The 24,310-nt window shown below is 71.6% G+C and carries 18 protein-coding genes; 9 read left to right on the top strand and 9 right to left on the bottom strand.

Translation table 11 applies throughout. From position 1 onward, the window contains the following. Nucleotides 1–16 precede the first annotated feature (16 nt). On the top strand, nucleotides 17–253 hold the full coding sequence (locus MXD95_RS16245; protein WP_250641464.1) for a hypothetical protein: 237 nt from the start codon (nucleotides 17–19) through the stop codon (nucleotides 251–253). Nucleotides 254–478: 225 nt separating this feature from the next. On the opposite strand, the gene MXD95_RS16240 is transcribed toward MXD95_RS16245, so the two are convergent. Both MXD95_RS16240 and MXD95_RS16235 read right to left on the bottom strand, forming a co-directional pair. Continuing rightward, nucleotides 479–871 (bottom strand): hypothetical protein, encoded by a 393-nt coding sequence (locus MXD95_RS16240; RefSeq protein ID WP_250641463.1) that lies wholly within the window; start codon nucleotides 869–871, stop codon nucleotides 479–481. Between the two features lie 150 nt (nucleotides 872–1,021). After that, the gene (locus MXD95_RS16235; RefSeq protein WP_250641462.1) at nucleotides 1,022–2,854 is read right to left on the bottom strand and encodes an acyl-CoA dehydrogenase; all 1,833 of its coding nucleotides are present in this window, start codon (nucleotides 2,852–2,854) and stop codon (nucleotides 1,022–1,024) included. A 394-nt stretch (nucleotides 2,855–3,248) separates the two neighbouring features. Here MXD95_RS16235 and MXD95_RS16230 point away from each other — a divergent pair, with 394 nt between their 5' ends. Continuing rightward, on the top strand, nucleotides 3,249–6,860 hold the full coding sequence (locus tag MXD95_RS16230; protein ID WP_250641461.1) for a patatin-like protein: 3,612 nt from the start codon (nucleotides 3,249–3,251) through the stop codon (nucleotides 6,858–6,860). A gap of 138 nt (nucleotides 6,861–6,998) precedes the next feature. Here the strand turns inward: MXD95_RS16230 and MXD95_RS16225 are convergent, their stop codons facing one another. Together MXD95_RS16225 and MXD95_RS16220 are read right to left on the bottom strand one after the other, a co-directional pair. Further along, on the bottom strand, nucleotides 6,999–7,832 hold the full coding sequence (locus MXD95_RS16225; RefSeq protein ID WP_250641460.1) for a hypothetical protein: 834 nt from the start codon (nucleotides 7,830–7,832) through the stop codon (nucleotides 6,999–7,001). 479 nt (nucleotides 7,833–8,311) lie between these two features. Then, nucleotides 8,312–8,911 carry a nitroreductase family protein gene (locus MXD95_RS16220; RefSeq protein WP_250641459.1) on the bottom strand — a complete coding sequence of 200 codons (600 nt, stop codon included), beginning with the start codon at nucleotides 8,909–8,911 and terminating at the stop codon, nucleotides 8,312–8,314. A 184-nt stretch (nucleotides 8,912–9,095) separates the two neighbouring features. Between MXD95_RS16220 and MXD95_RS16215 the strand changes: the two genes are divergently transcribed. The 4 genes from MXD95_RS16215 to MXD95_RS16200 all read left to right on the top strand — a co-directional run bounded on the left by MXD95_RS16215 (nucleotide 9,096) and on the right by MXD95_RS16200 (nucleotide 13,633). Beyond that, complete coding sequence (locus tag MXD95_RS16215) at nucleotides 9,096–9,566, top strand: MarR family winged helix-turn-helix transcriptional regulator (RefSeq protein ID WP_250641458.1); 471 nt, start codon at nucleotides 9,096–9,098, stop codon at nucleotides 9,564–9,566. A gap of 19 nt (nucleotides 9,567–9,585) precedes the next feature. Beyond that, a complete protein-coding gene (locus MXD95_RS28560) occupies nucleotides 9,586–10,011 on the top strand; it encodes an ATP-binding cassette domain-containing protein (RefSeq protein WP_308301509.1) in 426 nt (141 codons plus the stop codon). Beyond that, nucleotides 9,933–10,148, top strand: a complete 216-nt coding sequence (locus MXD95_RS16205; RefSeq protein ID WP_250641457.1) for a hypothetical protein — start codon at nucleotides 9,933–9,935, stop codon at nucleotides 10,146–10,148. Before MXD95_RS28560 ends, MXD95_RS16205 begins: the two co-directional genes overlap by 79 nt. A gap of 275 nt (nucleotides 10,149–10,423) precedes the next feature. Continuing rightward, on the top strand, nucleotides 10,424–13,633 hold the full coding sequence (locus MXD95_RS16200) for an ATP-binding protein (protein WP_250641456.1): 3,210 nt from the start codon (nucleotides 10,424–10,426) through the stop codon (nucleotides 13,631–13,633). Between the two features lie 34 nt (nucleotides 13,634–13,667). Here MXD95_RS16200 and MXD95_RS16195 read toward each other — a convergent pair whose 3' ends face one another. The 3 genes from MXD95_RS16195 to pgi all read right to left on the bottom strand — a co-directional run bounded on the left by MXD95_RS16195 (nucleotide 13,668) and on the right by pgi (nucleotide 16,951). Beyond that, on the bottom strand, nucleotides 13,668–13,997 hold the full coding sequence (locus MXD95_RS16195) for a hypothetical protein (protein ID WP_250641455.1): 330 nt from the start codon (nucleotides 13,995–13,997) through the stop codon (nucleotides 13,668–13,670). A gap of 791 nt (nucleotides 13,998–14,788) precedes the next feature. After that, the gene (locus tag MXD95_RS16190) at nucleotides 14,789–15,115 is read right to left on the bottom strand and encodes an STAS domain-containing protein (protein WP_250641454.1); all 327 of its coding nucleotides are present in this window, start codon (nucleotides 15,113–15,115) and stop codon (nucleotides 14,789–14,791) included. A 144-nt stretch (nucleotides 15,116–15,259) separates the two neighbouring features. Then, on the bottom strand, nucleotides 15,260–16,951 hold the full coding sequence (gene pgi / locus MXD95_RS16185; protein WP_250641453.1) for a glucose-6-phosphate isomerase: 1,692 nt from the start codon (nucleotides 16,949–16,951) through the stop codon (nucleotides 15,260–15,262). Nucleotides 16,952–17,404: 453 nt separating this feature from the next. Here pgi and MXD95_RS16180 point away from each other — a divergent pair, with 453 nt between their 5' ends. From MXD95_RS16180 to MXD95_RS16170, 3 genes are all read left to right on the top strand, one after another. Continuing rightward, on the top strand, nucleotides 17,405–20,188 hold the full coding sequence (locus MXD95_RS16180) for a serine/threonine-protein kinase (protein WP_250641452.1): 2,784 nt from the start codon (nucleotides 17,405–17,407) through the stop codon (nucleotides 20,186–20,188). Between the two features lie 179 nt (nucleotides 20,189–20,367). After that, a complete protein-coding gene (locus MXD95_RS16175) occupies nucleotides 20,368–22,002 on the top strand; it encodes an FAD-binding oxidoreductase (RefSeq protein ID WP_250641451.1) in 1,635 nt (544 codons plus the stop codon). Nucleotides 22,003–22,374: 372 nt separating this feature from the next. After that, nucleotides 22,375–22,530 (top strand): hypothetical protein, encoded by a 156-nt coding sequence (locus MXD95_RS16170; RefSeq protein ID WP_250641450.1) that lies wholly within the window; start codon nucleotides 22,375–22,377, stop codon nucleotides 22,528–22,530. Nucleotides 22,531–22,557: 27 nt separating this feature from the next. On the opposite strand, the gene MXD95_RS16165 is transcribed toward MXD95_RS16170, so the two are convergent. Both MXD95_RS16165 and MXD95_RS16160 read right to left on the bottom strand, forming a co-directional pair. Then, nucleotides 22,558–23,550 carry a bifunctional lytic transglycosylase/C40 family peptidase gene (locus tag MXD95_RS16165; protein ID WP_250641449.1) on the bottom strand — a complete coding sequence of 331 codons (993 nt, stop codon included), beginning with the start codon at nucleotides 23,548–23,550 and terminating at the stop codon, nucleotides 22,558–22,560. 7 nt (nucleotides 23,551–23,557) lie between these two features. Further along, nucleotides 23,558–24,271 carry a hypothetical protein gene (locus MXD95_RS16160; RefSeq protein WP_250641448.1) on the bottom strand — a complete coding sequence of 238 codons (714 nt, stop codon included), beginning with the start codon at nucleotides 24,269–24,271 and terminating at the stop codon, nucleotides 23,558–23,560. Between the last annotated feature and the right edge of the window lie 39 nt (nucleotides 24,272–24,310).

Raw genomic sequence — 24,310 nt, 5'->3', positions numbered from 1 at the left:
ACAAAGAGGTGGAACCATGACGCGAGTGGAGGCACTTCAGGCTGCGGACGAGTTCGTCGCCAAGGTGCTGACCTCCGCCAACTCCAGCGGGCGGTTCACCGGCACGCTGAACCTGGCCGAGCGGGTCGATCTCACCCTCCGAGTGGCCCGGTTCCTTCTTGAGGGGCAGACTTCCTCGGAGTCCGACGATCTGTTGAAGCGGGACATGCGCAACGAGCTCGACCAGGCTTTCCCGCCCCTGCGCACCTCCTGACCGCCAGCCGCGCCGCCTCGACCGGGCCGACCTCGTCCCGTCAGGCGGGGCGGGACCCGGCCGCTGGTCGGGAGCGATCGGCGGGTGGTCGCGGGTGGGGTCGACGTGCATCAGGCGCCCGGTCGACTCGCGGGCCGGCACGCAGGCAGGCGGGGCGGGTCGGACCGGGCGGCGGTCGGATGGTGCGAGCGGCGGCGGCCGACCGGCCGGGCCCGTCCGGCAAGGCTACGAGCGCGTCGAGGACTGGCCCTGGTCGGTGGAACCGACGTGCACGACCTCCTGCGGGTCCAGCTCCGGGTGCCGGCTCGAGTTGATCTTACTGTCCTCCTCCGGCGTGAGGCCGGGCTCCCGACGCCGCGGCGCCTCATACGGCGTCACCGGGTCGACGATGACCGTGTCGTCCATCGACACGGGAGTCGGCACGCCGGCCTCGACCGACTCCTCCACGATCTTGCGACGCCACTGGTTCTGGTACAGGGTGATGCCCAGCCCCACCAGGCTCACCAGCATCAGGATGACCCCGACGGTGTCCAGATCGAGGCCGGACGGATCGGAACGGACGGCGAAGGTGAGCACGGCACCAAGAGTGAAGATCGCAAGGCTCAGCGGGATTCCCATGCGGCCCCCTGTACCCGCGGATCACACCAATACAACCACCGGCCGCAACAAGGACCACGGACCACGGAAATTCCTCCGTGGTCCGTGGATGTGCCGCGATACCCCGAACCTGGAACCCGGGCTCAGGCGGACGGGCTCAGGCAGCCGGGCCTAGAAGGCGTCCTCGGACAGTTCCATGAGCTCGAGCCCGGTGGCCTCGGCGATCGCGCGGCGCACCTTCAGCTCGGGCAGCACGTTCGCCGCGAACCAGCGGGCGGCGGCGACCTTGCCCCGGTAGAACTCGGCGTCGCGGCCGTCGGCAGCGCCGCCCGCGAGCGCCCGCAGCGCGACCTCCGCGCCGCGCAACAGCAGCCAGCCGATGAGCACGTCGCCGACGGAGAGCAGCAGACGAGTGGTGTTCAGCCCGACCTTGTAGACCTGCTGGACGTCCTCGGAGGCGCTGGTGAGCTGGTTGACCATCGCGCTGACGATGCCCTCCACCTCGTCGAGGGCGGAACCGAGCGCCGCCCGCTCGTGCTGCAGCTCGCCGTTACCGGCCTCCGCCTTGACGAAGGTCCGAAGCTCGCCGAGCACGGCCGTCATCGCCTGGCCCCGGTCACGCACGATCTTGCGAAAGAAGAAGTCCTGCCCCTGGATCGAGGTCGTCCCCTCGTACAAAGTGTCGATCTTGGCGTCCCGCAGGTACTGCTCGATCGGATAGTCCTGCAGGTAGCCGGAGCCGCCGAGCACCTGCAACGAGGACGCGAGCAGCTCGTACGACCGCTCGGAGCCAACCCCCTTGATGATGGGCAGCAGCAGGTCGTTGATCCGCACTGCGAGCTCGTCGGCCTCGCCGCGGGCCTCGGCCGCCATGATCTGGTCCTGGAACGTCGCGGCGTAGAGGACCAGGGACCGCATGCCTTCGGCGTACGCCTTCTGCGCCATGAGCATCCGGCGGACGTCCGGGTGGTGGATGATCGTGACGCGCGGCGCGGTCTTGTCGGTGGCGCGGGTCAGGTCAGAGCCCTGCACGCGGGTGCGGGCGTAGTCCAGCGCGTTGAGGTAGCCGGTGGACAGAGTGGCGATCGCCTTGGTGCCGACCATCATCCGGGCGTACTCGATGATCTGGAACATCTGCGCGATGCCCTCATGGACATCGCCGACGAGCCAGCCCACCGCCGGCGTGCGCTCCCCGAAGCGCAGCTCCGTGGTCGCCGAGACCTTGAGCCCCATCTTCTTCTCGAGGTTCGTGACGTAGACGCCGTTACGCTCGCCGGGATCGCCGGTGGCCGGGTCCGGCATGTACTTGGGCACGACGAACATCGACAGGCCCTTGGTGCCGGGACCGTGTCCCTCGGGCCGAGCCAGCACCAGATGGATGATGTTCTCCGGGAAGTCCCAGTCGCCACTGGTGATGAAGCGCTTGACGCCCTCGATGTGCCAGGTGCCGTCCGGCTGTTCGATGGCGCGGGCACGGCCGGCGCCGACGTCCGAGCCGGCGTCGGGCTCGGTGAGAACCATGGTCGCGCCCCAGTGCCGCTCGATCGCGAAGTTCGCGATGGTGCGCTGCCACTCGGTGCCCATCCCGTGCAGGATGGCGGCGAACGTCGGGCCGGCCATGTACATGAACACGGCCGGGTTCGCGCCGAGCAGCAGTTCCGAGCCCGCCCAGGCGACTGTGGGCGTGGCGCCGAGCCCGCCGAGCCCGTTCGGCACGAACAGCCGCCACCATTCGCCGTCCACCACTGCCTGGTAGGAGCGCTTGAACGACTCGGGCAGCGTGACCGTGCCGGTCTCGGGGTCGAGCGTCGGCGGGTTGCGGTCGGCATCGGCGAACGAGTCCGCGATCGGCCCCCGGGCGAGCCCGTCGAGTTCAGCGAGCGCCTGGCGGGCGGTGTCGGCGTCCATCTCCTCGAACGGCGCGGTGCCGAGCACGCGGTCGACCCCGAACAGTTCGAAGAGGTTGAACTCCAGGTCGCGCAGGTTGCTCCGGTAGTGGCCCATGGACGGCTCCTTTCGGGAGCGCCGGGCGGCACACAAAGCCGAGGCCCCGGCTTGCTACTCGTGAGTACGTCGTTCCCATGCTACCCACGAGTAACCCGCTGACAAGTGGGACCGGCCAACCCGAACGGCCAGATCCCGGCCATCGCGCCCGCACTCGGCCGCGGGCGATCGTCCGCTAGATCATCCCGCCGAGCACACCGAGCACACCGAGCACACCGACCCGCCAGCCCGGCTGGCCCGGCAACTCCGTCGACGGGTCAGGGCCACGGAGCGTGGTAATCGTGAAGGTCCGGTCGCCTCGTGGCGAGGGCGAGGTTCAGTCGAAGCCGCCCGGGACGTGCGGAAAGCCGCGGAACGACGGGCGCCATGTCGCATCACGACTACCCTTTCCGCTATGGGTGGCCTTGCCGCAGATCGTGCCCATTCCGCGACGCAGGGCGCCCATAGCGCCGCGCCGGGCGCCGAGTCCGCGGCGCGGGGTGCGGCAGGCGGGCCGGCCTGGACCGCCGGGACGGACGAGCAGGTGCGTAGCGAGACGTCCCAGGACATACGTCTTGCCGTCGTGATGACTGGCGGCGCGAGCCTTGCCGTGTGGATGGGCGGCGTCGCCACCGAGATCAACCTGGCCACCGGCGCGGCCCGCCCTGACGCCTCAGGCCCGGACGCGTCCGGCCCCGATCCCACGGACCTTGATCCAGCGGGACTCGATCCCACGGACCCTGACCCCGCGGACCCTGACGACAAGGACCCTGACGACAAGGACACTGGCCGCAAGAACACTGGCCCCGTGCATCCCGCCGACGCGGTTCTCAATCCCGCGGATGCGGCGCTCGCCGCCCGGTATGCCCGCCTGACGGCGATCCTCGATGTGACCCTGGACATCGACGTGCTGTCCGGGGCGTCGGCCGGCGGTATCAACGCGGCCATGCTGGGCTTCGCCCACGCGCGTCGCGCCAGCCTCGGGCCGCTGCGGGACCTGTGGCTCTCGCTCGGCTCGCTGGACCGACTCATGCGCACCCCCGTGGATAGCGCGTTCCCATCCCTGTTGCGCGGCGACGCGGTCGTCCTGCCCGCCCTGCACACCGGCCTGCGCGCCGTCGCCGCGACCGGTCCGCCGTCGCACCCTGGCCATCGACCAGAGCCGACGGAGGTGACCAAGGCGACCGCGGTGTTCATCACCACGACGATCATGCGTGGCGAGCTGGCGGAACACACCGACTCCCTGGGCGGCTCGATGTACGACGTCGACTACCGCGGGCTGTTCGTCTTCGGGACGCCGGACCTGACCGGCCCCGCGGCGATCCCCCGGCTGGCGCTCGCCGCCCGCGCCAGCTCCGCCTTTCCCGGCGCGTTCGAGCCTGCCTTCGTTCCCGTCGGGCGCGACGTGGACGACAGCCATCCGGACATGGCCCGCTACGTCAACAGCGCCCGCGGATTCCACGCGTCCGATGGCGGGATCCTCGTCAATCGCCCGATCGGGCCGGCCCTGGCGGCCATCTTCGACCGTCCCGCGCACCGCCAGGTCCGCCGAGTGCTGACCTACATCGTGCCCTCCCCGCGTCCGACCGACGTGGCACCGGATGGGACCCGCACGATCCCGTCCTGGGACCGGGCTGATCGCACGCCACCGGTGAGTACCACCCTGCTCGGAGCCCTGAACGCGGCGCTCAACCAGTCGATCGGCACGGACCTCGCCGCACTGCGCGCTCACAACGACGCGGTGCGCGGCACCCGGGCCACCCGCCGGCGCCTGCTGCGGCTGAGCCCGGCCGGTGCCGTCCGGCTGGCCGACGACGACCTCTACGACTCCTACCGGCGGGGCGTGGCCGAGCGGGTTGCCACGCCCGTCGTCGAGGCGCTGCTGCGCGTGCTCGCCGACCGCGCCGACCTACCCCGCCCACCCGACGCGGACGTGGTGCGCACCGACACCACCGCCCGGACCAGCCTGACGAACGCGGCCCTCGACGCGGCCTTCACGAGCCTGCCCGAGCGCCTGCCCGGCCCGGACGACGTCGATGAGCTGTGGAGACTCGGCCAGTCCACACTGGACGGGATCAAGGGCATCCTGCTCTCGATGATCAATGAGGGATACGTGCTATGCCCCGCCCGGCCCGAACGGGCCAGGCTCGCCCGACTCGCCGCCACCATTCACGCTGCCACCCGCACCGCCACGCCGGACGCCGGCGGGTCGGCGACGCTGTACAGTTCATCGCCTCGTCCGGGGGTGTTCACGACGGTCACCGCGACCCTGGGCGCGAAGCCCGGGGCAACCGCCTCCGAGGTCGCCGCCGAGGCGACCCGTCGGTGGCTGTGCGGCGACCCGGCCGCGGCGGCGGCCGTGGGGTCGGGTCGCCTGGCCGGGGCCTGGTCGGCACTCGGAGAGGTCATCCTGGCGGTCCGGACCGAGTTCACCGACCTCGTTCCCCGGTGGACCCCGACCGACCAGCCCCCCACTGGCATCAGGGTCCGCGTCGCGGGCCTGACCGTCGGCCAGCGTCGAGCGCTCGCGGCCCGCACCCTCGCCGATTTCGTCGCCTACCTGCCGCCCACCCGGCCGCATGCCATGATCGCCCTGCTCGACCTGCACCTGGTCGAGCAGGAAAGCACGGGGACCGTGCTCGACCAGCCCGTCGAGCTCGTCCAGCTCTCCGCCGACCTGCCCACGGAGCTCGACCCGGCCCGCCGCTGGGCGCAGGACAAGCTCACCGGCCTGCGGCTGGGTAACTTCGCCGCGTTCGCCAAGTCGTCCTGGCGCGCGAACGACTGGATGTGGGGACGCCTCGACGGCGCCGGCTGGCTGGTCCGGATCCTGCTCGACCCCCGCCGTCTGATCCTGCTCCGCGACCTCGCGCTGGGCACTCCACCCCCCAGTGCACCCGACGGCCCGCCCTCGACGGGCGGTGCCTGCCTGGCTGGTGCCCGGTCGGATGGGGCCGCTCGGGAGCGGTCCGGGGCGGGTCATCCGGCCGTTGACGCAGCCAGCTGGCTCGCTGGCCTGGTCGACGCGCTGGCCGAGGTGGCGGGAACGCCGACGCCCGCGCAGGTTCAGGACGAACTGGCCGTGCTCGCGGATCTGACCGCCCCCGTTCCCCTTGGACTACCCGCCACGGCGCTGTGGGTGGCCGGCGGCTTCCAACGCGACATCGCCGCCCAGGAACTCGTCGGCCTGGCCCGGGCGGTCCGGGAGGACATCGCCGACGGGATCACCCCCCGGCCGACCGCCGGCTTCCTGGCCGCCGTCGACGCCGCCCTGGCGGACATCGACGACGAACCCAACGCCTCGAACCTGCCGGGTGCCGCGAGCGGGCCGGCCCCCGAAAGTCGGCCCGTAGTACTCCCGGCCACGGCGGTGAGTGACGTGCTGCGGGCGTGCACAGTGCCCGACGAGCGCATCACCGACTCGACGCAGAGTCCGATTCTGGTCACCGAACTCGCACGGATCGGCGCGGTGCTGGCCTCCTGGCTCGCCTCGGCGCCGTTCCTGCCCCGTCCGGTGCGCCCGGTGGCGTTTCTGATCCGGACAGCCGCCCGCATCGGCTCCGAACTGGTCCGCGACCTCGCGCAGCGCCGTCGACTGGTAGTGATCGTCCTTGGGCTGCCGCTGCTCGTACTCGGTGCGGTCGGCGCGCTGGTGGGCTCGGGGTCGGTCGGGGCGCTGGGCATCGTGGCGGGGTTGCTCGGCCTGGTGGTCGTCGGCGTGCCCGACTGGCGGCGGTTGCCGGGCGGGCTCGCCGTGGCCGGGGCCGGGACGCTGGTGCTGCTGGCCGCGGCAGGAGTGATCCCCGTTCTGCACGACCGGTTGTTCGACTGGCTGCGCGAGGACGCCGTCCCTTATCTCGCCGATCATCCGTACGCCTGGGCGCTGGTGTTCCTCGCACTTGTGGCACCCGGCGGTTGGTCACTCGCCGACGTGCTCCTCGCCCGTCGCGTCCGGCGACGCGACCGCCAGCGGCACCCGGCTCGCAACGCCGAGGCGCAGCAGGCCCGCGATCCCCACCGAACCTAAGATCAACAACCGGGCCCGGATGACCCCGGCATGTCACCGGCCGGACGGAGCAGGAGATCCTCGTCAGACGCGGGCAGCCCGCCGGGCGAACCCCCGCGACGCCGGGCCGCGGCGGCACCGCGCCGCGAGCCGGGTGAGTCAGGACACGTCCGACCAGCTCAGCGAGCCAGTCGGATCCCGCAGACAGATCAGCGGACGGCCGGACGCGCCGCGCACGATCCGACCAACGTCCCGCGGGTCGCAGTCGCCACCCTGCGCCGGGCGGGTCGCGGCCGAGCTCGGCGGGGCGGTCGACCATCGTCCACCGACGCTGGACGAGTCGTCCGGTGAGCAGTAGAGCACCAGACCGTTGACCGCCGTCGCGGGGTCGGTGGTGTGCGCTGGGTCGCAGGCCTCCCCGAGGAACACAGCCGAGGGCACCGGCGTCGGCACGGTCGACGCACCCGCGCCGACAGAACCCGCACCTCCCGAGCCCGCACTGCCTGAGCCCGCACCGCCTGAGCCCGCACCGCCTGAGCCCGCACCGCCCGAGGCGGACGAACCTCGTGAGGACGACGAGCCGCCGCCCGCGGCCGCACCGGGAGCGGTGGTGGCCAGCGGTGTGGCCGGCGCCGCCGCCACCGAGCCGGGTACGCCGGTGGCCGCGGCGGAACTTCCGGGCGGCCCGGACCGCGACCCGGCGCCGTCCGGCACGGTACCGGGGCCCTCCCCCAGGCCCGCGCCGTCGGAGCCGGCACGGTCGGACTCCGCGCTCTGCGGGCCGTCGCTGCCCGCCGTCGCGAGCCCGGGGGTCCCGGGAGAAGCGCCGCCTTGTGCCGGTGGCGGCCCACTCGCGCCGACAGCTGCGCGGGACCCGGCAGTCGCCTGGTCAGCCGAGGAACCCGGGTCCGAACATCCGACCAGCGCAACGAGCAGCAGCCCGGTCGTCACGGCCGTGACGGCAAGGCGGGGACGTCCCTGCGCACCGCGCACGGCGAACCTCCCGTCGCAGGTCGGGAGCGGAGTCCTACCCCGGATCGGGTCGTCAAGACCCGGACCTGCGATCCAGCTTAGGGAGCTTTCCGCGCGCCCCAGGCGGCTCCGACCGAACCGGGCCATCGCCCTCGTCACGCCGCGCAGCGGGTCGCCGAGCAACATCCGCCTAAGCAGGTCGCCGTGGGGGGCAAATCAGACACGAACGCCCCCATAAGGACCTGCTTGGATCTTGACCCTGAAGATGCGATCGCGGAGGGTGACTTTGGGCTGCGCGGGTCGCTTCTTGGCCCGGATGGACGGCCGACGGGCTGGCGGGGCTGGCGGGGCTGGCGGGGCGGAGGAGACAGGTCACAAGGACGAGAGGGCGGAAGGCGAGGACAGGCCGGCAGAGTCCGGCGCGCTGAACGAAACACCGAGCGCGGGGGTGGGGAGGGGTTGGGTACCTAGCAGGTCGGCGTATCCGCGTATCTGGAGCGTCAGGCTCCGGCGGAGTCGGTGATGGCCTTGAGGGCGCCGTCAGCCGCCATCTCGAGGGCGACGTCGGCGAGGGCAACCTCGGCCCGTTCGGAGAGCGGCGGAGTCGGGGCCTGGGTGCCGAGCTCTACCCAGCCGACGAGCTCCTCGCCGTCGTGCAGGCCGAAGGCGGCGCGGACCTGGGCGCTATCCAGTAGGGGGACGGACTTCCACGCCGAGGCGACCCCGAGCGCATGCGCGGCGAGGCAGATGTTCTGCGCGGCCGCGGCGGCGGAGGCGTCCTGCTCGGCGACCGGCACCCGGGACTCGACCCGGGCGGCGATCACGGCGATCAGGGCGGGCGAGCGGGTGGCCTTGCTGGCGGCCTTGCGCACGACCGGCTCCGGCAGGTTACCGACGGACTCGGCGGCGCTGGCGATGGCCGCGGCGAGCGCCGTGCGTGCCTCTCCCCGCACGACGACGAAACGCCAGGGCCGCAGCATCTTGTGGTCGGGCGCGGTGGTGGCGGCGCGCAGGATGGCGGTGAGCTGATCGGTGGTCGGCCCGGGTTCGACGAGCCGGGTTGCCGTCCGACGGGTCAGCAGGCAGTCGAGAGCGTCCATGTGAACTCCTTCGGCAGGGTCTTCGCCGCCGTAATGTGGCCGCCTATGCCCTGGTGGACATGCCTATCCCCTGGTGGACACATTGCCCTGCACGGCGAGGTGAGCTTTTAGTGAGGTTACCTCACTATGAGGCAAGCTACCCTAAGGTTTCCTTCACGCCACCATAGACGAGGGAGCCGGTCAGATGCCGCCACCGGAAACCGGCGACGAGGTCGTCGATCTCGTCCTCGCCGCCGGGCACCGCGTCCGGCGCGCCGTCGACGAGGCGCTACGCGCCGGGGTCGGCCTGACGCTGCGCCGATTCAAGATCCTCAGCCTGCTCGAGGATGCCGGACCGTGCCGGCTACGCGATCTCGCCGACACGGTCCGGGTCGCTCCACGCACGATGACCGAGACGGTGGACGGCCTGGAGTCGGCCGGGCTGATCGAGCGGCGCCCCCACCCCGCCGACCGGCGCGCCGTACTCGTCACCCTCACGCCAGCGGGCCACATCGTCCTCGACGAGGGCCGCCGCCGCCGGAGTGAGGCTGTGACCGGATTCACCCGGCACCTCGACCAGGCCCAACGTTCCCAGCTCGCGGAACTGCTCACATCCCTCGTGGGCAGCAGTCCCACAGCCCGACCGCCGGGATCGAAAAAGGACGGGCTACCGTAGAACCTGCCCCGATCGGACCATCCGCCGGGAGGCTCCCGTCACCTCCGTTGTCCGTATCGAACGCCTGGCCAAGCGATACGGGTCCCAGCACGCGGTTCGCGACGTCACATTCACCGTCCGCGAAGGGACCGTCACCGGTTTTCTGGGCCCGAACGGGTCTGGCAAGACGACGACGCTGCGTGCCCTGCTGGGTCTGGTGACTCCGAGTTTCGGGCGGGCAGAGGTCTTCGACCGGCCGTACCGCGAACTCGCCGAACCGGCCCGGCTGGTCGGTGCGGCGCTCGGCTCCGCGTCACACCCGCGGCGGAGCACCCGCGATCATTTGAAGGCGCTGGCCACGGCGCTGTGTAGCTCGACGAGGGCGCGGTGTTGCGATACGGGGCATCCGGCCTGCATCTTGACCGACCGGGCCAGCTTGGCGCGACCTACGGCGTGGTGGCGCTGACCGTGTGCGCCGCGGCAGCGATCGGTGTGGGGCTCGGCACGATCCTGCGCGGGTCGAGCGCGGCGCTGTTCGCGGTGCCCGGCAGCGGGGCGCTCGAATCGGTGCTGCTGACGGTGGGGCGGGACGTCGCGACATGATCGAGGGATCCCGTTCGACCGGCGGGCGTACCCACGGCCGACCGAACCCTGCCATCACGCCACGCACGCGGCCTGCCATGGATCGCCGCCCGACACTGCCCGCGCCTACACCACGGTCGACCGAGCGCGACCGGCCGGCCGAGCGCGACCGGCCGTCTGACCGGCACCGACCATCCGACCGAATTGTGACATCGGTGTGGGACGGGTCACCCGGATCGCGTCGGGTGGACGCATCCCCCACCGCACCGGGCCGGGATCGGCCTACCATCCCGCACATGGTGCCGTGCCCGACCTGCGCGGAGGAGAACCCGGAGCGGGCGCGCTTCTGCTCCGAGTGTGGCAACCCCCTGCCCGTTGCCGGCAGCGGTGCGCGCAAGACCGTAACGATCATGTTCGTCGACATCGCCCGTTCGACCGACATCGGCGAGAAGATCGACTCTGAACCGCTCCAACAGGTGATGTGGCAGTTCTTCACCACCGTCCGCGAGGTTATCAACACTCACGGTGGCGCAGTGGAGAAGTTCATCGGCGACGCGGTGTTCGCCGTGTTCGGCATCCCCGTCCTGCACGAGGATGACGCGTTGCGCGCCGTCCGCTCGGCGCTCGACATCCGAGCCGCGATGGAGGCCCTCAACGCGGATCTGCAGCAACGCTGGGGCCTGCGGCTGCGGGTGCGGATTGGAATCAACACCGGCGAGGTGACCGTCGCCGGCGGCGGCGTCACCGGAGACGCGGTGAACGTCGCCTCCCGGCTGGAGGACGCCGCCCCGCCCGACGAGATCCTGATCGGCAACTCCACCTACCGGTACATCCGGCACAGTGTGACGGTCAGCCCCCTGGACCCGCTGGTCGTGCAGGGCAAGCGCGAGCCACTGCGGGTGCATCGGCTGACCGGCCTGGTCGACCCGACAGCCGGCCCCGGGGCCCGCGCGGCGGCACTCGGTTTCACCGCCCCGGTCATCGGGCGCAACCGGGAACGCCGACGGCTGCAGGACGCCTTCGAGGCGGTCGTCGAGGAACGCACCTGCCATCTGTTCACCGTGCTCGGCTCGGCCGGCATCGGCAAGTCCCGGATGGTCGGGGAGTTCTGCGCGTCCCTGGCGCCCCGCGCCACCGTGCTCACCGGGCGCTGTCTGTCCTACGGCGAGGGCATCGCCTACTGGCCGCTGATGGAGATGGTGCGCCAGGCCACCGGCCTGTCCGCCGACGAGAGCGCGCCGGACGGCCGACGCCGGCTGCGTGAGCTGCTCGACGGCGTCGACCAGGCCGCCGAGATCGTCGACGCCCTCGCGCCGCTGGTCGGCCTCGGCGGCGCCGAGGCCGGGCCGCAGGAGAGCTTCTGGGCGGTGCGTTCGTTCTTCCGGGCCCTGGCCGTGCGCCATCCGCTGGTGTTGTGGTTCGACGACGTGCACTGGGCCGAGCCGACGCTGCTCGACCTGATCGAGAACATCGCCGACTGGTCCCGGGACGCCCCGATCATGCTGCTGTGCCTGACCCGCCAGGAGCTGCTGGAGGACCGCCGCGACTGGGGCGGCGGCAAGTTCAACGCCACCTCGATGCTGCTCGCGCCGCTGACCGAGGCCCGCTGCCAGCGCCTGATCCGCTCCCTGATGGGCTCGGATGACCTCGACCCGGCTCTGGTCAACCGGATCACCACCTCGGCGGCGGGCAACCCGTTGTTCGTGGAACAGATGGTCGCCGCCCTTGTCGACGACGGGCTGCTGCGCCGGGAGGGTAGCCGCTGGATCGCCACCGGCAGCCTGCGGGGTGTCACCGTGCCACCAACGATCTCCTCGCTGCTCGCCGCCCGCCTGGACCGGCTCGACCCGGCTGAACGCCGGGTACTCGAACGGGCCGCGGTGGCCGGCGAGCGGTTCTACCTCGACGCCGTCATCGAGCTGTCCGATCCGGCCGAACGGTCGATGGTCGGCGCGCACTGCCTGAGCCTGGTCCGCAAGGAGCTCGTCCATCCCGACCGCTCCGACCTGCCCGGGGTGGAGGCCTTCCGGTTCCTGCACGTGCTGCTGCGCGACTGCGCCTACGAGTCCACCTCGAAACGCCGCCGGGCCGAGCTGCACCAGCAGTTCGCCGAATGGCTGCAGGCCCGCCTGGTCGGTGGCCCGGGTGAGCACGACGAGTTGGTCGGCTACCACCTGGAGCAGGCCTACCGGTTTCGGATGGAGATCGGCCTGCGCGCAACGGAGACCATCGAGCTCGGCCGGGCGGCGGCGACCTGTCTGATCGAGGCCGCCGACCGGGTCCGTCAGGGCGACGAGGCCGGCGCTGCCCAGCTGCTCAAACGGGCGATCACCCTGCTGCCCGAGACCGACCCGCTGCGGCTGCGGGCCGAGATCGACCTCGGCTGGGCGCTGTTCTCCTTCACCCGGCACTCCGACGCCGAGCGCATCCTGCGCCAGGTCACCGAGCGTGCGCGTCGCGCCGGCGAGGACGGGCTGCGCGCCCACGCCCGGCTCGCCCATCTGCGGGTGCTGTTCGCCACGGATCCGGAGGGCCTGGTCGCCACCACCGTCGCCGAGTCGGCCTCGTCGCTGGCGATGTTCGTCCGTTCCGGTGACGATGTGGGCGCGGCGCTGGCCTGCCGCAGCCAGTCCAGCGCCTACTTCGCCGCCGGCCAGTTCGACGCCGCCGAGCGGGCGATGGAGAACGCGGTGCGCCACGCCGAAGAGTCCGGAGTGCCGCGGGCCGCACAGTCTCTGCGCCGCGAACTCGCCCTGCTGACCAGCCTCGGCCCACGCCCCGTCGCCGCGAGTCGCAACCGGGCCAGCGAGGCCCTCGACGCCGCCGGCGACGACCGGGCCCTGCGCCGGGCGCTGCTCGCCCAACTCGCCGTGCTCGCCGCGATGTCCGGCGACCTCGAGGATGCCCGGGTCCATCTCAAGGCTGCCGAGGAGATCGTCCACGACCTGCGCGGGCCGCGCGTCGACCCGCATCACGGCGGATTCGTCGTCGCGCGGGTCGCGCTGCTCTCCAACGATCTCGCTGTTGCCGAGCGTGAGCTGCGGCGCAGCTGCCGGGCACTGTCCCGGATGGGCGAGCGGGCCATGCTCGCCAATCGCGCCGCGGCTCTTGCCGACGTGCTGGTCCGGCTCGGCAAGGTCGACGACGCCGGCAAGTACGTCACCCGCTGCCGGGATGCCGCCGCCGCTGACCAGCTGCCCGCGCAGGCCGGCTGGTGCGGGGTGCATGCCCGGCTGCTGTCGCTGCGCGGCCGGGACGCCGAGGCGCTGCGCTTCGCCGACACCGCTGTCGACCTGTCCGCGCGCACCGACGACGTCGACGGCCAGGCACACGCCCTGCTGTGCCGGGCCGAGGTGCTGTACCGGGCCAAGCGCAAGGATGATGCCGCCGAAAGCATGGAGGCCGGGATCGGCCGCTACCTGGGCCGGGGCAACGTGGCTGCGGCGAACCTGAGCCGCCGCCTGTTCGACACCCTCGACCAGCGCCCCGCCCTGCCTGCCAGCTGACCGCCCGACCGGCCGCGGTCGCCAGCCATCCCCGTCAGCCGGCGGCCAGCAGGCCGCGCAGGCGCGCCTGTTCCTGGAGCCAGTGCAGCTCCTGGGCCCAGAGCCGCAGCCGGCCCAGCGCGGCGAGCAGCAGCGCGAGTGCCTCGGCGACCGGAGGCCGGCGCAGCCCCTCGACCCCGCCCGGCGCCCACTGCCAGTCGGCCTCCTCCTCACAGACGCGCCAGTAGGCCGCTCGCCGCAGTGCGATCTCGGCCAGGGCGTAGTCCATCTGCTCGACGAGCAGTTGGATGCGCGCCAGCAGATCAACGTCGGCCACATGTGGATGGCCGCGGTAGGTGGGCATCGGTACAGGCCGCACAGACATATTCTCCGAAGCGTACGAGCGATCCGCCCAGCGGGACAGCGACGGGGATTGCCATAACGGTGACGCTTCCCTCGCCCGAATGGTGGCCCGGGCACGGTGTGTTATAGCCCGTGAGGCTGGACACGGCTGGTGATCGACGCAGTGCGTGCGGACGATCCGCTGGGCCGGACGCGCCCGGCGACGACCCGGTCCGGGTGAGAATCCGCCACGGAGGTGACTCGCCGTCGTGCCGGGGAAGGCCTATCTCGGCGCTGGCGGCGCCGTTCCGCATCCGCAAGCCGGCCTGGGGGTTCCCGCGGTGAGTCTCACTCCACCTGTCCTGTTGCTCGCGCTCGGATTTCCCTTGATCATCATGGCAGGCCTGCTGATGATGGGCAGAGTGGAGCGCCGCCTGACCGGTCCGCGGTCTGCCGTGCCCCCCCATGCCGCTTCCCTGGCCACTGTTTCCCTGGCCACTGTGGCTTCGGGCGCCGAGCGCCCGGATGCGAACGGCCCGGATGCGAACGGCATGGGCGACCCCGCCACGGCCCCGGATCCGGCCGGCGCGCTCACCCCGGCGCCCCTGCCGCAGCGCGTACGACCTCCGCGACCGGCACTTGCGGGCCCCTTCCCACTCGACCCGGCGCCGCCGACCCCGCCCAGCCTTTCGCTACCGAGAGTTACAGTCGGGGCGACCATGGCCGCGGCGACACGCACCCCGCCCGACTCCACCCTGATCGGCGCCACGCTTACCGGCACCGCATTGGGCGGTACCACATGGAAGGGCCCCCGGTGACGTCCGGGCATCAGCGTCAGCCGACGCGCAGGCGTCCCTCGAGGCCGGTGTCGTGCAGCAGGGCGCGCATCGCCGGCGTCGCCGAGCTGATCCGCAACTCGGCGTGAACCCGGCGGAGCAGCAGGTCGGCCCGCAACAGGGCGGCGAGCCCGGGGATATCGATCGCGTCGAGACCGGCGACATCCACCGTCACCGTCCCGCCCCCGCGGCCGAGCAGCTCGCCGATCTGCTCCCGGAACCGCAGGCGGCCGGCGGTGTCGAGCTGACCGACAAGCTCGATGCGCACATCCTCCCCGGAACGCTGCACGGACATGGTCAGGGCTCCGGCGTCAACGACCCGCATCCCGCCCCCCACAGCTCTCGCTACCATGCGCAACCAAGAACCCCAAGTTGTTTACGGAGAGTAACATGCGACGGAGGGTGGGGCAGCGCGGGTGCCAGATAACGGTGGCCGTGCGAGGTAGTGGTGTGGTTGTGCAGGATTAACTCAGCCCTGGCGCAGCCGTCGGATGAGGGCGTTGGTCGAGCTGTCGTGGCGCAGGGGGGGCTCGGCCGCCGCGGTGAGCTCGGGCACGATCCGGCCGGCAAGGACCTTGCCGAGCTCGACGCCCCACTGGTCAAAGCTGTTGATGCCCCAGATGGTCCCCTGAGTGAACACCTTGTGCTCATACAGCGCGATGAGCTGGCCCAGGGTGAACGGGGTCAGCCGCGGGACGAGCAGCGTGTTGGTCGGCCGGTTGCCGGGGAAGGTCCGGTGCGGGACCAGCCAGTCCGCGACGCCCTCGGCCGCGACCGCCTCGGCGGGCTTGCCGAAGGCCAGCGCCTCGGTCTGGGCGAGGAAGTTCGCCAGCAGCAGGGCATGCTGGTCCGGGCCGTCCGCGGGGCCGACGCCGGGATGGTTCGGCGTCACGAAGCCGATGAAGTCCGCCGGGACGACGGTCGTGCCCTGGTGCAGCAGCTGGTAGTAGGCGTGCTGGCCATTCGTGCCCGGCGTGCCCCACACGACCGGGCCGGTGCGGGTGCGCACGGGCCGTCCGGCCAGGTCAACCCGCTTGCCGTTGCTCTCCATGTCGAGCTGCTGCAGATAGGCGGCGAAGCGGTCGAGGTACTGGCTGTAGGGCAGCACGGCGTGGGTGGAATAGCCGAGGAAGTCCCGGTACCAGATGCCGATCAGGGCGAGGAGCACGGGCAGGTTCCGTTCGAACGGCGCGCTGCGGAAGTGGGCGTCCATCACCGCGAACCCGTCGAGGAAGGAACGGAAGCCGTCCGGCCCGATCGAGATCATCAACGACAGGCCGATCGCGGAATCGACCGAGTAGCGCCCGCCCACCCAGTCCCAGAATCCGAACATGTTCGCGGTGTCGATGCCGAACTCGGCGACCTTCTCCGCATTTGTTGACACCGCAACGAAATGGCGGGAGACGGCCTCCTCCCCGAGCTGGCCGGTCAGCCAGGCGCGAGCCGCGCGGGCGTTCGCGATCGTCTCCAGGGTGGTGAATGTCTTCGACGCGACGATGAACAGCGTCGTCGCCGGGTCGAGATCGGTGGTCGCCTCCCAGATGTCGGTCGGGTCGACGTTGCTGACAAAACGGCATTCGATCGCCCGGTCGGCGTAATCACGCAGGGCGCCATAGGCCATCGCCGGGCCGAGATCCGAGCCGCCGATGCCGATGTTGACGACGGTCCGGATCCGCTCACCGGTGGCGCCGCGCCATGCCCCGGAGCGGACCCGGTCGGCGAAGTCACCCATCCGGTCCAGCACCTCGTGGACCCGCGGCACCACGTTCTCGCCGTCGACCTCGATGCGGGCGTCCCGCCCGGCGCGCAGTGCGACGTGCAGCACCGGCCGGTTCTCGGTGATGTTGATGCGCTCGCCGGCGAACATGGCGTCGATCCGCCCGGCGAGGCCCGCCCGGTCGGCCAGCGCGACCAGCAGCTCCAGCGTGCGCTCGGTCAGCAGGTTCTTCGAGTAGTCCAGATAGAGGCCGTCCGCCTCCGCCGTGAACGTCTCCCCGCGCTTGGGATCGCCGTCGAACAGGTCCCGCAGCGTCGCGGAGGACACCTCGGCGTGATGCGCCGCCAGGTCCGCCCATTGCGCCGTCGCGGTGATGTCCAGCTGGCTGTCAGCCGCCTCGGCGTTCGGCTGGCCGCCCTGGCCGGTGGGCTCGCTTGTCGACATGTCGTGGAACACCCTTCCTCGGTTGCGCCTACATCTCGGTGGGCACTGCTACTCGATGGGCACTGCGTCTCGGTCGGCACTGCGTCTCGGTCGGCACTGCGTCTCGGTTGCTTTGCCTGGAGCCTTCATCACGTGTCGCCGTACCCACCCCAGCAGTCCATCGCGGTCATGGCGAGTCGTGCCGTGCGTGGCGGAGACGACACTCGTCGACCACCGGTCAGCATGACGATCTCGCCGGGGATGTCGCCGATCCGACGCGGCGGGACGGTCCCGGACGCCCGGTGGAATGGGAAGGTCGAGGTCGTAGGATCGCCCTGAAACCGGCGAACGTGTCATTGCAGGCTGGGCGCAGGCTGGCTCCCAAGGCGTCGAGCAACAGCCATGATGATGCGGCCGGGTCAGGAGCGGCGGTGCGGTGGCGTGCCCGACCTCGTTAGCGGACGGATCTGAACCTTGCTGATTGACAGATCACTGGTGGAGGCGGCGCTTCCGGGTTACTCGGTGGAGGGCGACCTCGGCCGAGGTGGCTACGGCCTGGTACTGGCCGGCCAGCACCGTCTCATCGGGCGCAAGGTCGCGATCAAGATCCTGCTGGACACCTCCGACGACGCCGACCTGCGAGCCCGCTTCCTGTCCGAGGCCCGGGTGCTGGCCGAACTCGACCATCCGCACATCGTCCGCATCCACGACTACGTCGAGCACGAGGGCACCTGCCTGCTGGTCATGGAGCTGCTCTCCGGCGGCACGCTCAAGCAGCGGATCAGCTCCGGCCCGCTCTCGCCGGAGACGACCTGCTCGATCGGCATCGCCGCCGCCGCGGCGCTGGCCACCGCGCACGGTCAGGGCGTGCTGCACCGTGACGTCAAGCCGGACAACATCATGTTTACCGGGGACGGGCTGCTCAAGGTCACCGACTTCGGCATCGCCAAGATCTTCGACGGCGCGGAGACGACCGCGAGCGCCATCCTCGGCACCCCGCGCTACATGGCGCCCGAGCAGATCATGGGTGTCCGGCTGTTCCCGTCGACCGACCTGTATGCCCTGGCCGGGGTGCTGTATGAGATGTTCGCCGGTCGGCCGCTGTTCGGCCGGCAGATGGCGGTGCAGCCACTCACCCACCATCACCTGACCATCAATCCCGAGCCGCTGACCATGGTTCCGCCGCCGGTCTCGATGGTGATCATGCGGGCGCTGGCCAAGGATCCGACCGCTCGGTTCGGCGACGCCTCCGACTTCGCCCTCGAGCTCGCCCGCGCCGGTGCCCGCGCCTTCGGCCCGAACTGGCTGTCCCGCTCCGACGTCAAGGTCCGGGTGGAGGACGAGATCCGCGAGGCCGCGCTCGGCGGCTCCACCACTCCGCGTCCGGCCACGCCAGGTCCGGGTCGGGTCCCGGGTCCCCTTCCGGTTCCCGGATCGGGCCCGCTTTCCGGGGCGGGGCCACGGCCAGGCCCCCTCGGCCCCGGCTACTCCGGCGGCGCGCCGGCATCGGGCTATTCCGGCGGCCAGAGCGGTCCCGCGGGACCGGGTGGTCAGAGCAGGCCGAGCGGACCTGGCGGGCCGAGCGTGCCTGGCGGGCGGGTCGGGCAGAGCGTGCCTGGCGGACCTGGCGGGCGGGTCGGGCCGAGTGGACCTGGCGGGCCGGTTGGGCCTGGCGGGTCGAACCGGGCCGGGGAACCAGGGGGGCAGGGTCGCCCTGGTGGGCCGGGCCTGCCGGTTGCCGGGGGGCCTGTTCCTGGCCGGTCGTACGAGAGGCCGCCTGGCCAGGGCGGTCCGGTTAAAAGCAGCCCGGTTCACAGTGGCCCGGCCCAGGGCCCCCCGGCGGGTGGATATCCGCCGGCGGGCGGCTTCGCGGGGCGTCCGCCGGGACCACCCGGGGCCGACGACAGCCGGTTCACCCAGGCACCGACCACCCGGGCGGGCGGCCCCGGCCAGCCTGCCGGATGGGGCGGATTCCCACCCGTCAACACCCCGCAGCCGCCCGTCGCCGGGTCACGCACGCCGCCCGCCCAGCCGCTGCCCAGCGTTCCCGGGCAGGCCGCCGCCGGACCGTTTCGGCCCGGCCCGATAGGGCCCGCATCGCACCGTCCCCCGTCGGGCGCTCCTGGCGGACGGTCCAGGCTTCCGTGGATCATCGCGGCGGTGGCGTTCGTCCTCGTGGTCGCCGTCACCGTCGGCATCGTGCTGGCGGTGGCGAACTCCGGCGGGGATGACCGAGGGACGACCACCACTCGCATCACCGCCACCGGCTACCGGGGCGCGGCGCTGACCGTGCAGGGCCTGAGTCCGTACAGCCTGTACCTCGACCAGGACGGTTCGCTGCTGGTGTCCAGCCTCGCGACCGACCGCGTCCAGCGGATCACGCCGGCCGGAACCTCGAGTGACTATGCGGGCACCGGCTCCGGCGGCTTCAGCGGGGACGGCGGCCCCGCGGCGTCCGCGCAGCTGGACGGCCCGGGCTCGACCGTCCGCGACAAGGCCGGCGACCTCTACATCGGGGACGCGAAGAACAACCGCATCCGCAAGGTCAACCCCGCCGGGGTCATCACCACGGTCGTCGGCACCGGAACCGCCGGCTTCGGCGGGGACGGCGGCCCGGCCACCGCCGCGCAGATCAACAGCACCGAGAAGATCGCCGTCGGTCCCGACGGCAGCCTCTTCCTCTCCGACTATGAGAACCACCGGATCCGCAAGGTCGACCCGAACGGGATCATCACGACCTATGCCGGCACCGGGACCGCCGGCTACACCGGCGCGGGCGGCCAGGCCACCGCCGCCCGGATCGATGGCCCGAACGACCTCGCCGTGACGTCGGACGGCACGGTGTACTTCGCCGACCTCGGCAGCAGCACCATCCAGAAAATCACACCGAACGGCATCATCACCACGATCGCCGGCACCGGGCAGAAGGGTTACTCGGGGGACGGCGGCCCGGCCACGGCCGCGAAGCTGAACGTGCCATCACTGACGCTCGGAGTCGACGGTAAGACGTTCTACCTGGCCGACTACAACAACAACCGGGTCCGCCGAATCGACCCCAACGGGATCATCACCACGATCGCCGGCACCGGCACCAAGGGCCTCTCCGGCGACGGCGGACCGGCCACCGCGGCTCAGTTCGAGAATCCGAGCTCCATCGCCATCGACGGCAGCGGCAATATCTACGTCGCCGACAACGGCAACGACCGGGTCCGCCGGATCGACCCGAACGGCACGATCTCGACGATCGCGCGGCCCTGATCCAGTCTCCGGTGGTCCGGGGCATCCCGGCTCCCGGCGGCATCCGGGACCGACCCGCCGGGTGAAGCACGCCGGTCCGCGTACCGGGAATGGCATACCTTCGCCGCAGATCCCGCACCGGGCGATGCGGCGTGGCGGCAGGGGCCGGCAGTGGCCGGGGGTGGTGGACGGGAGATCAGGTGGGCGTTCCGGATCGGCGGTCGGTGCTGCGGGCCGCGGGCGCGGGTGCGCTGGGACTCGGCGGGCTCACCCTCGGGGGCGCGATACTGGCCGGCTGCCAGGACGACCCCGGCCAGCCCAGCCAGCCCGGCCCGTCCGGCACCTCGGGTCCGTCCGGAGACTCGGGGCCGTCAGGGTCACCTGACTGGGCCGCCCTCGAGTCGCGGCTGACCGGGCCGCTGCTGCGTCCCGGAAGTCCGGGCTACACCACCGCGAGCCAGCTGTACGACCCGGCCTTCGACACGATCCGTCCCGCGGCGGTCGCCCGCGCCGCGTCGCCGGCGGACGTCACGGCCTGCGTCGACTTCGCCCGGCAGACCGAGCTGCCGATCACGGCTCGGGCCGGCGGGCACAGTTACGGTGGGTACTCGTCGACGACCGGCCTGGTCGTCGACGTGACCGAGATGTCGACGGTGACCACCGCCGCGGACGGGACCGCTCGGATCGGTGCGGGGGCGCTGCTGGTCGACGTCTACGACAGGCTCGGCCAGGCCGGTCGGGCGCTGCCGGCCGGATCCTGCCCGACGGTGGGCATCGCCGGGCTCTCGCTTGGCGGTGGCATCGGCGTGTTGAGCCGCCGGCACGGTCTGACCTGCGACCGGATGCTGTCCGCCGACGTCGTGCTCGCCTCCGGCGAGCTCGTCCACACCGATGCCGATCACGATGCCGACCTGTTCTGGGCGCTGCGCGGCGGTGGCGGCGGCAATGTCGGCATCGTCACCTCGTTCACCTTCGCCACCCACGAGGCGACGCCCCTGGTGCTGTTCACCTGTCACTGGCCGTGGTCGGCGGCGGCCGATGTTCTGGCCGCCTGGCAGCGGTGGATCTCCGATCCCGGCGGCGCGCCGGACACCGTCTGGTCAAGCTGCGTCCTGTCGTCCGCGCCGAGAAGCGGGGTCGGCGGCACTCCCGTCCTGCGGCTGAGCGGGGTGTCCTGCGGCGGCTCGGACGACGCGGCGATCGCCGGTCTGCGCACCGTGCTCGCTGGCCTGGCGGATGCCGCCGGCCACCAGCCAAGCAGCACCTCCGTCGGCCGCCGTGACCATCGGACGGCGATGCTCATCGAGGCCGGTTGCGCCGGCATGGACGTCGCCGCCTGCCATCTGCGCGGACGCACGGCCGGTGGGACTCTGCCCCGGATCGCCCAGCGCGCCGCCTCGGCGTTCCTGCTGGAACCGATCTCCGCGGCTGGCATCTCGACTCTGCTCGGCACGATCGAGCAGCGGCAGCGCACGGCCGGCGCCGGCTCGGCGGCCGTCATCCTCGACGCGTGGGGCGGGGAGATCAACCGGGTCGCCCCCGGGGACACGGCCTTCGTGCACCGCTCGGCGATCGCCAGCGCTCAGTACGTCGCCGGGTACAGCATCAACGATTCGACCGCCAGGAAGGACGCGAACCAGGGCTGGCTGCGCTCGACGGTCGCGGCGATGGCCCCGTTCGTGTCCGCAAGCGCCTACCAGAACTACATCGACCCCGAGCTTGCCCACTGGGACCAGGCCTACTACGGCGACAATCTCGCGCGTCTGCGCCGGGTGAAACGCGCCTACGACCCCGACGACCTCCTGCACTTCGCCCAAGGCGTCACTCCCGCCTGATCGGAACAGCGCGGGCTCGCCGCCGCCGTCCAGATCACGACGGCTGACCACCCCGGGCCGGGAGTCGACGTCACCGGCCCGGGGCGGTCTCCCCATTACACGCCACCCGAGCGCTGGGTGCCCACTGGCCAGCCACCGCCAGCTCCCTGTCCACTTCCTGTCCCGCACCTGGCGGCCAGCCCCGTTTCCCCGGGCCGACTTGTCTCGAACTGGTCACCCCTGGCGGGTGAACTGTGCGAGGCCACGAGTACGACACGGCGCGTGCGGCGGTTCCGCTTGCAGCTACTACTCAAGGTGAGTACATAGGTGCTGTCGGTGATAGGCCGACGTTCGCGTCCGGCGGTGCCGGCTGGCTGTGCTGCGAGGTCCCACATGAGCAAATTGATCTGGCCGTGGGGAATTGGGATTTTCATCCTCTTCTTTATGGTTACCGCCCCCGCCAGCGCCTCGGCCCTGGTCCAGGACGGCGTCGCCCTGGCGGGCAACGTCGGGAACGGCCTGTCGGATTTCGTTGAGAATCTCGCCTGACGGGTGAGCAGGAAAGACTTCCGACCATCAGGAAAGACCCTTGGCAAGCGGGCGGGTGACCGCGACGGTCGTCGTCCATGAGGAGATGTCGGATTCGACGACCCCCCACCGGGCACCCTTCGCGGCAATGACCCGTCCGTCACCGATGTACATCCCGACATGGCCGGGGGCGTCGTCGGTGCCGTCCGTGCCGGGGGTGAACAGAAGGTCGCCGGGCTGCGGATCGACCCCGGCGACCTGGGGCCCGTAGGCCAGCTGGTCGGTCGTGACCCGCGGCAGACTGATGCCGATGGTCCGGTAGGCAGCCTGGACGAGGGAGGAGCAGTCCCAGGTGTCGGGGCCGGTCGCGCCCCACACGTACGGCTTGCCGACCTGGGACTCCATGAAGGCGAGTACCGGTTCGACCGAGCCGGTCGCAATGATGGCCCCGTCCTCGAGGGAATCGCCGTACACCTGTGCCTGGGCGAGGATTGTCCGAACATAGTTCTGCGTTTCGATGTAGGGCGGAATACCGGCGTAGGCCAGCACGGCGCCGGCGCCGGCGTTGTAGGCCGCGAGCATTTTCTCCTGGCCGTCACCGGGTACCGTGGCGACGCTCACCGCGACCTCACAGTCATACCGGGCCGCGGCGGGGATAGCGTCGACCGGATTCCAGACGTCACCCTGGCCGTGCGTGGCCCAGGTGCCAGGCATGAACTGGGCGATACCCATGGCACCGACGGGTGAGGCAGCCTTCGGGTTGAACCCGGACTCCTGCTGCAGCTGCGCGGCGAGCAGCGCCGGGGTCACCTCGGCACAGCCAGCGGCGTTCGCCGCATCCGTGATCATCTGAACGTACTCCTTGGGAATGCCCTTGGAGTTCTTGATCGCGCTGTCGCTGCCATGGTTGCCGACGAACGGCCCGGCAAGCGAGAGGATCAGCACGGAAACCAACAGGATGATCCCGCCGACAGTGACGGCGGCGGCCACGCCCAACCAGACCATCAGGCCGTTGCGTTTCGGCGGGAAACCGCGGGCCATCAGCCGCTCACCGTCCCGGCGCGTCGCCGGCGACGCTCGCGAGATCTGCCCCGGCGATAAGCCAGGTGCCATCCGGCTGGCGTAGCAGGGTGAGAGCAGGAGTGGAGACGCTGACGACCGGCGGCTTGCTGCCGGTGATGGTCGTGCGGCGGACGTTCAGCTGCAGCACGACCCGGCCGGTCGCTGTCGTGTCGACGCCGCCGAGCGGGGTGGTCGCGAGCACGCTGACCTGCGAGTGGACTCCGGCGGCGCGCATGTCCTGCCAGGCCTGGCCGTCCGCGCCCCCGCCGTCGGCCGCCTGCGTGCCGGTGGAGCCGGCCCCGAGGGTCGCGGCGAAGTCCACGGTGAGGCAGCCCCGGGCCCGGTCCACCCCCACGGACGGACCAGCGTCGCCACGCGCGTCGAACGACTGCCAGCGGGTGAAGCAGTCGGCGGCCACCGCCGCCGGATCGGTCCGGTCGACGGTTCCGCCCGAGGCGGGCGTCGTGACGGACGCGGTGGCCGTGGCCAACGGCGGGCCCGGCGCCTGGCTTGCTCCCGGCGGCGGACCGGTGGTCGTGGCCGGACGCGGCGCCGGGGTGTCGTGCTGGCCGAACGATCCGCATCCCGACAGCCCGACGGGCAGCACCACCAGCACCGCCAGCATGGCCAGCCCGGCCAGGTGAGATCCGCGGCGATCCGCGTCACGAGGGGACGCGGATCGGGCGGACCGGGAGGTCATCGGCACGTCGAACCGTCCGTTGTCGCCGGCCTACCGCCC

Source organism: Frankia sp. AiPa1, from assembly GCF_023243075.1.
In the GTDB taxonomy this organism is placed as follows: domain Bacteria; phylum Actinomycetota; class Actinomycetes; order Frankiales; family Frankiaceae; genus Frankia.
This window is presented reverse-complemented; position numbering and strand designations above follow the sequence as displayed.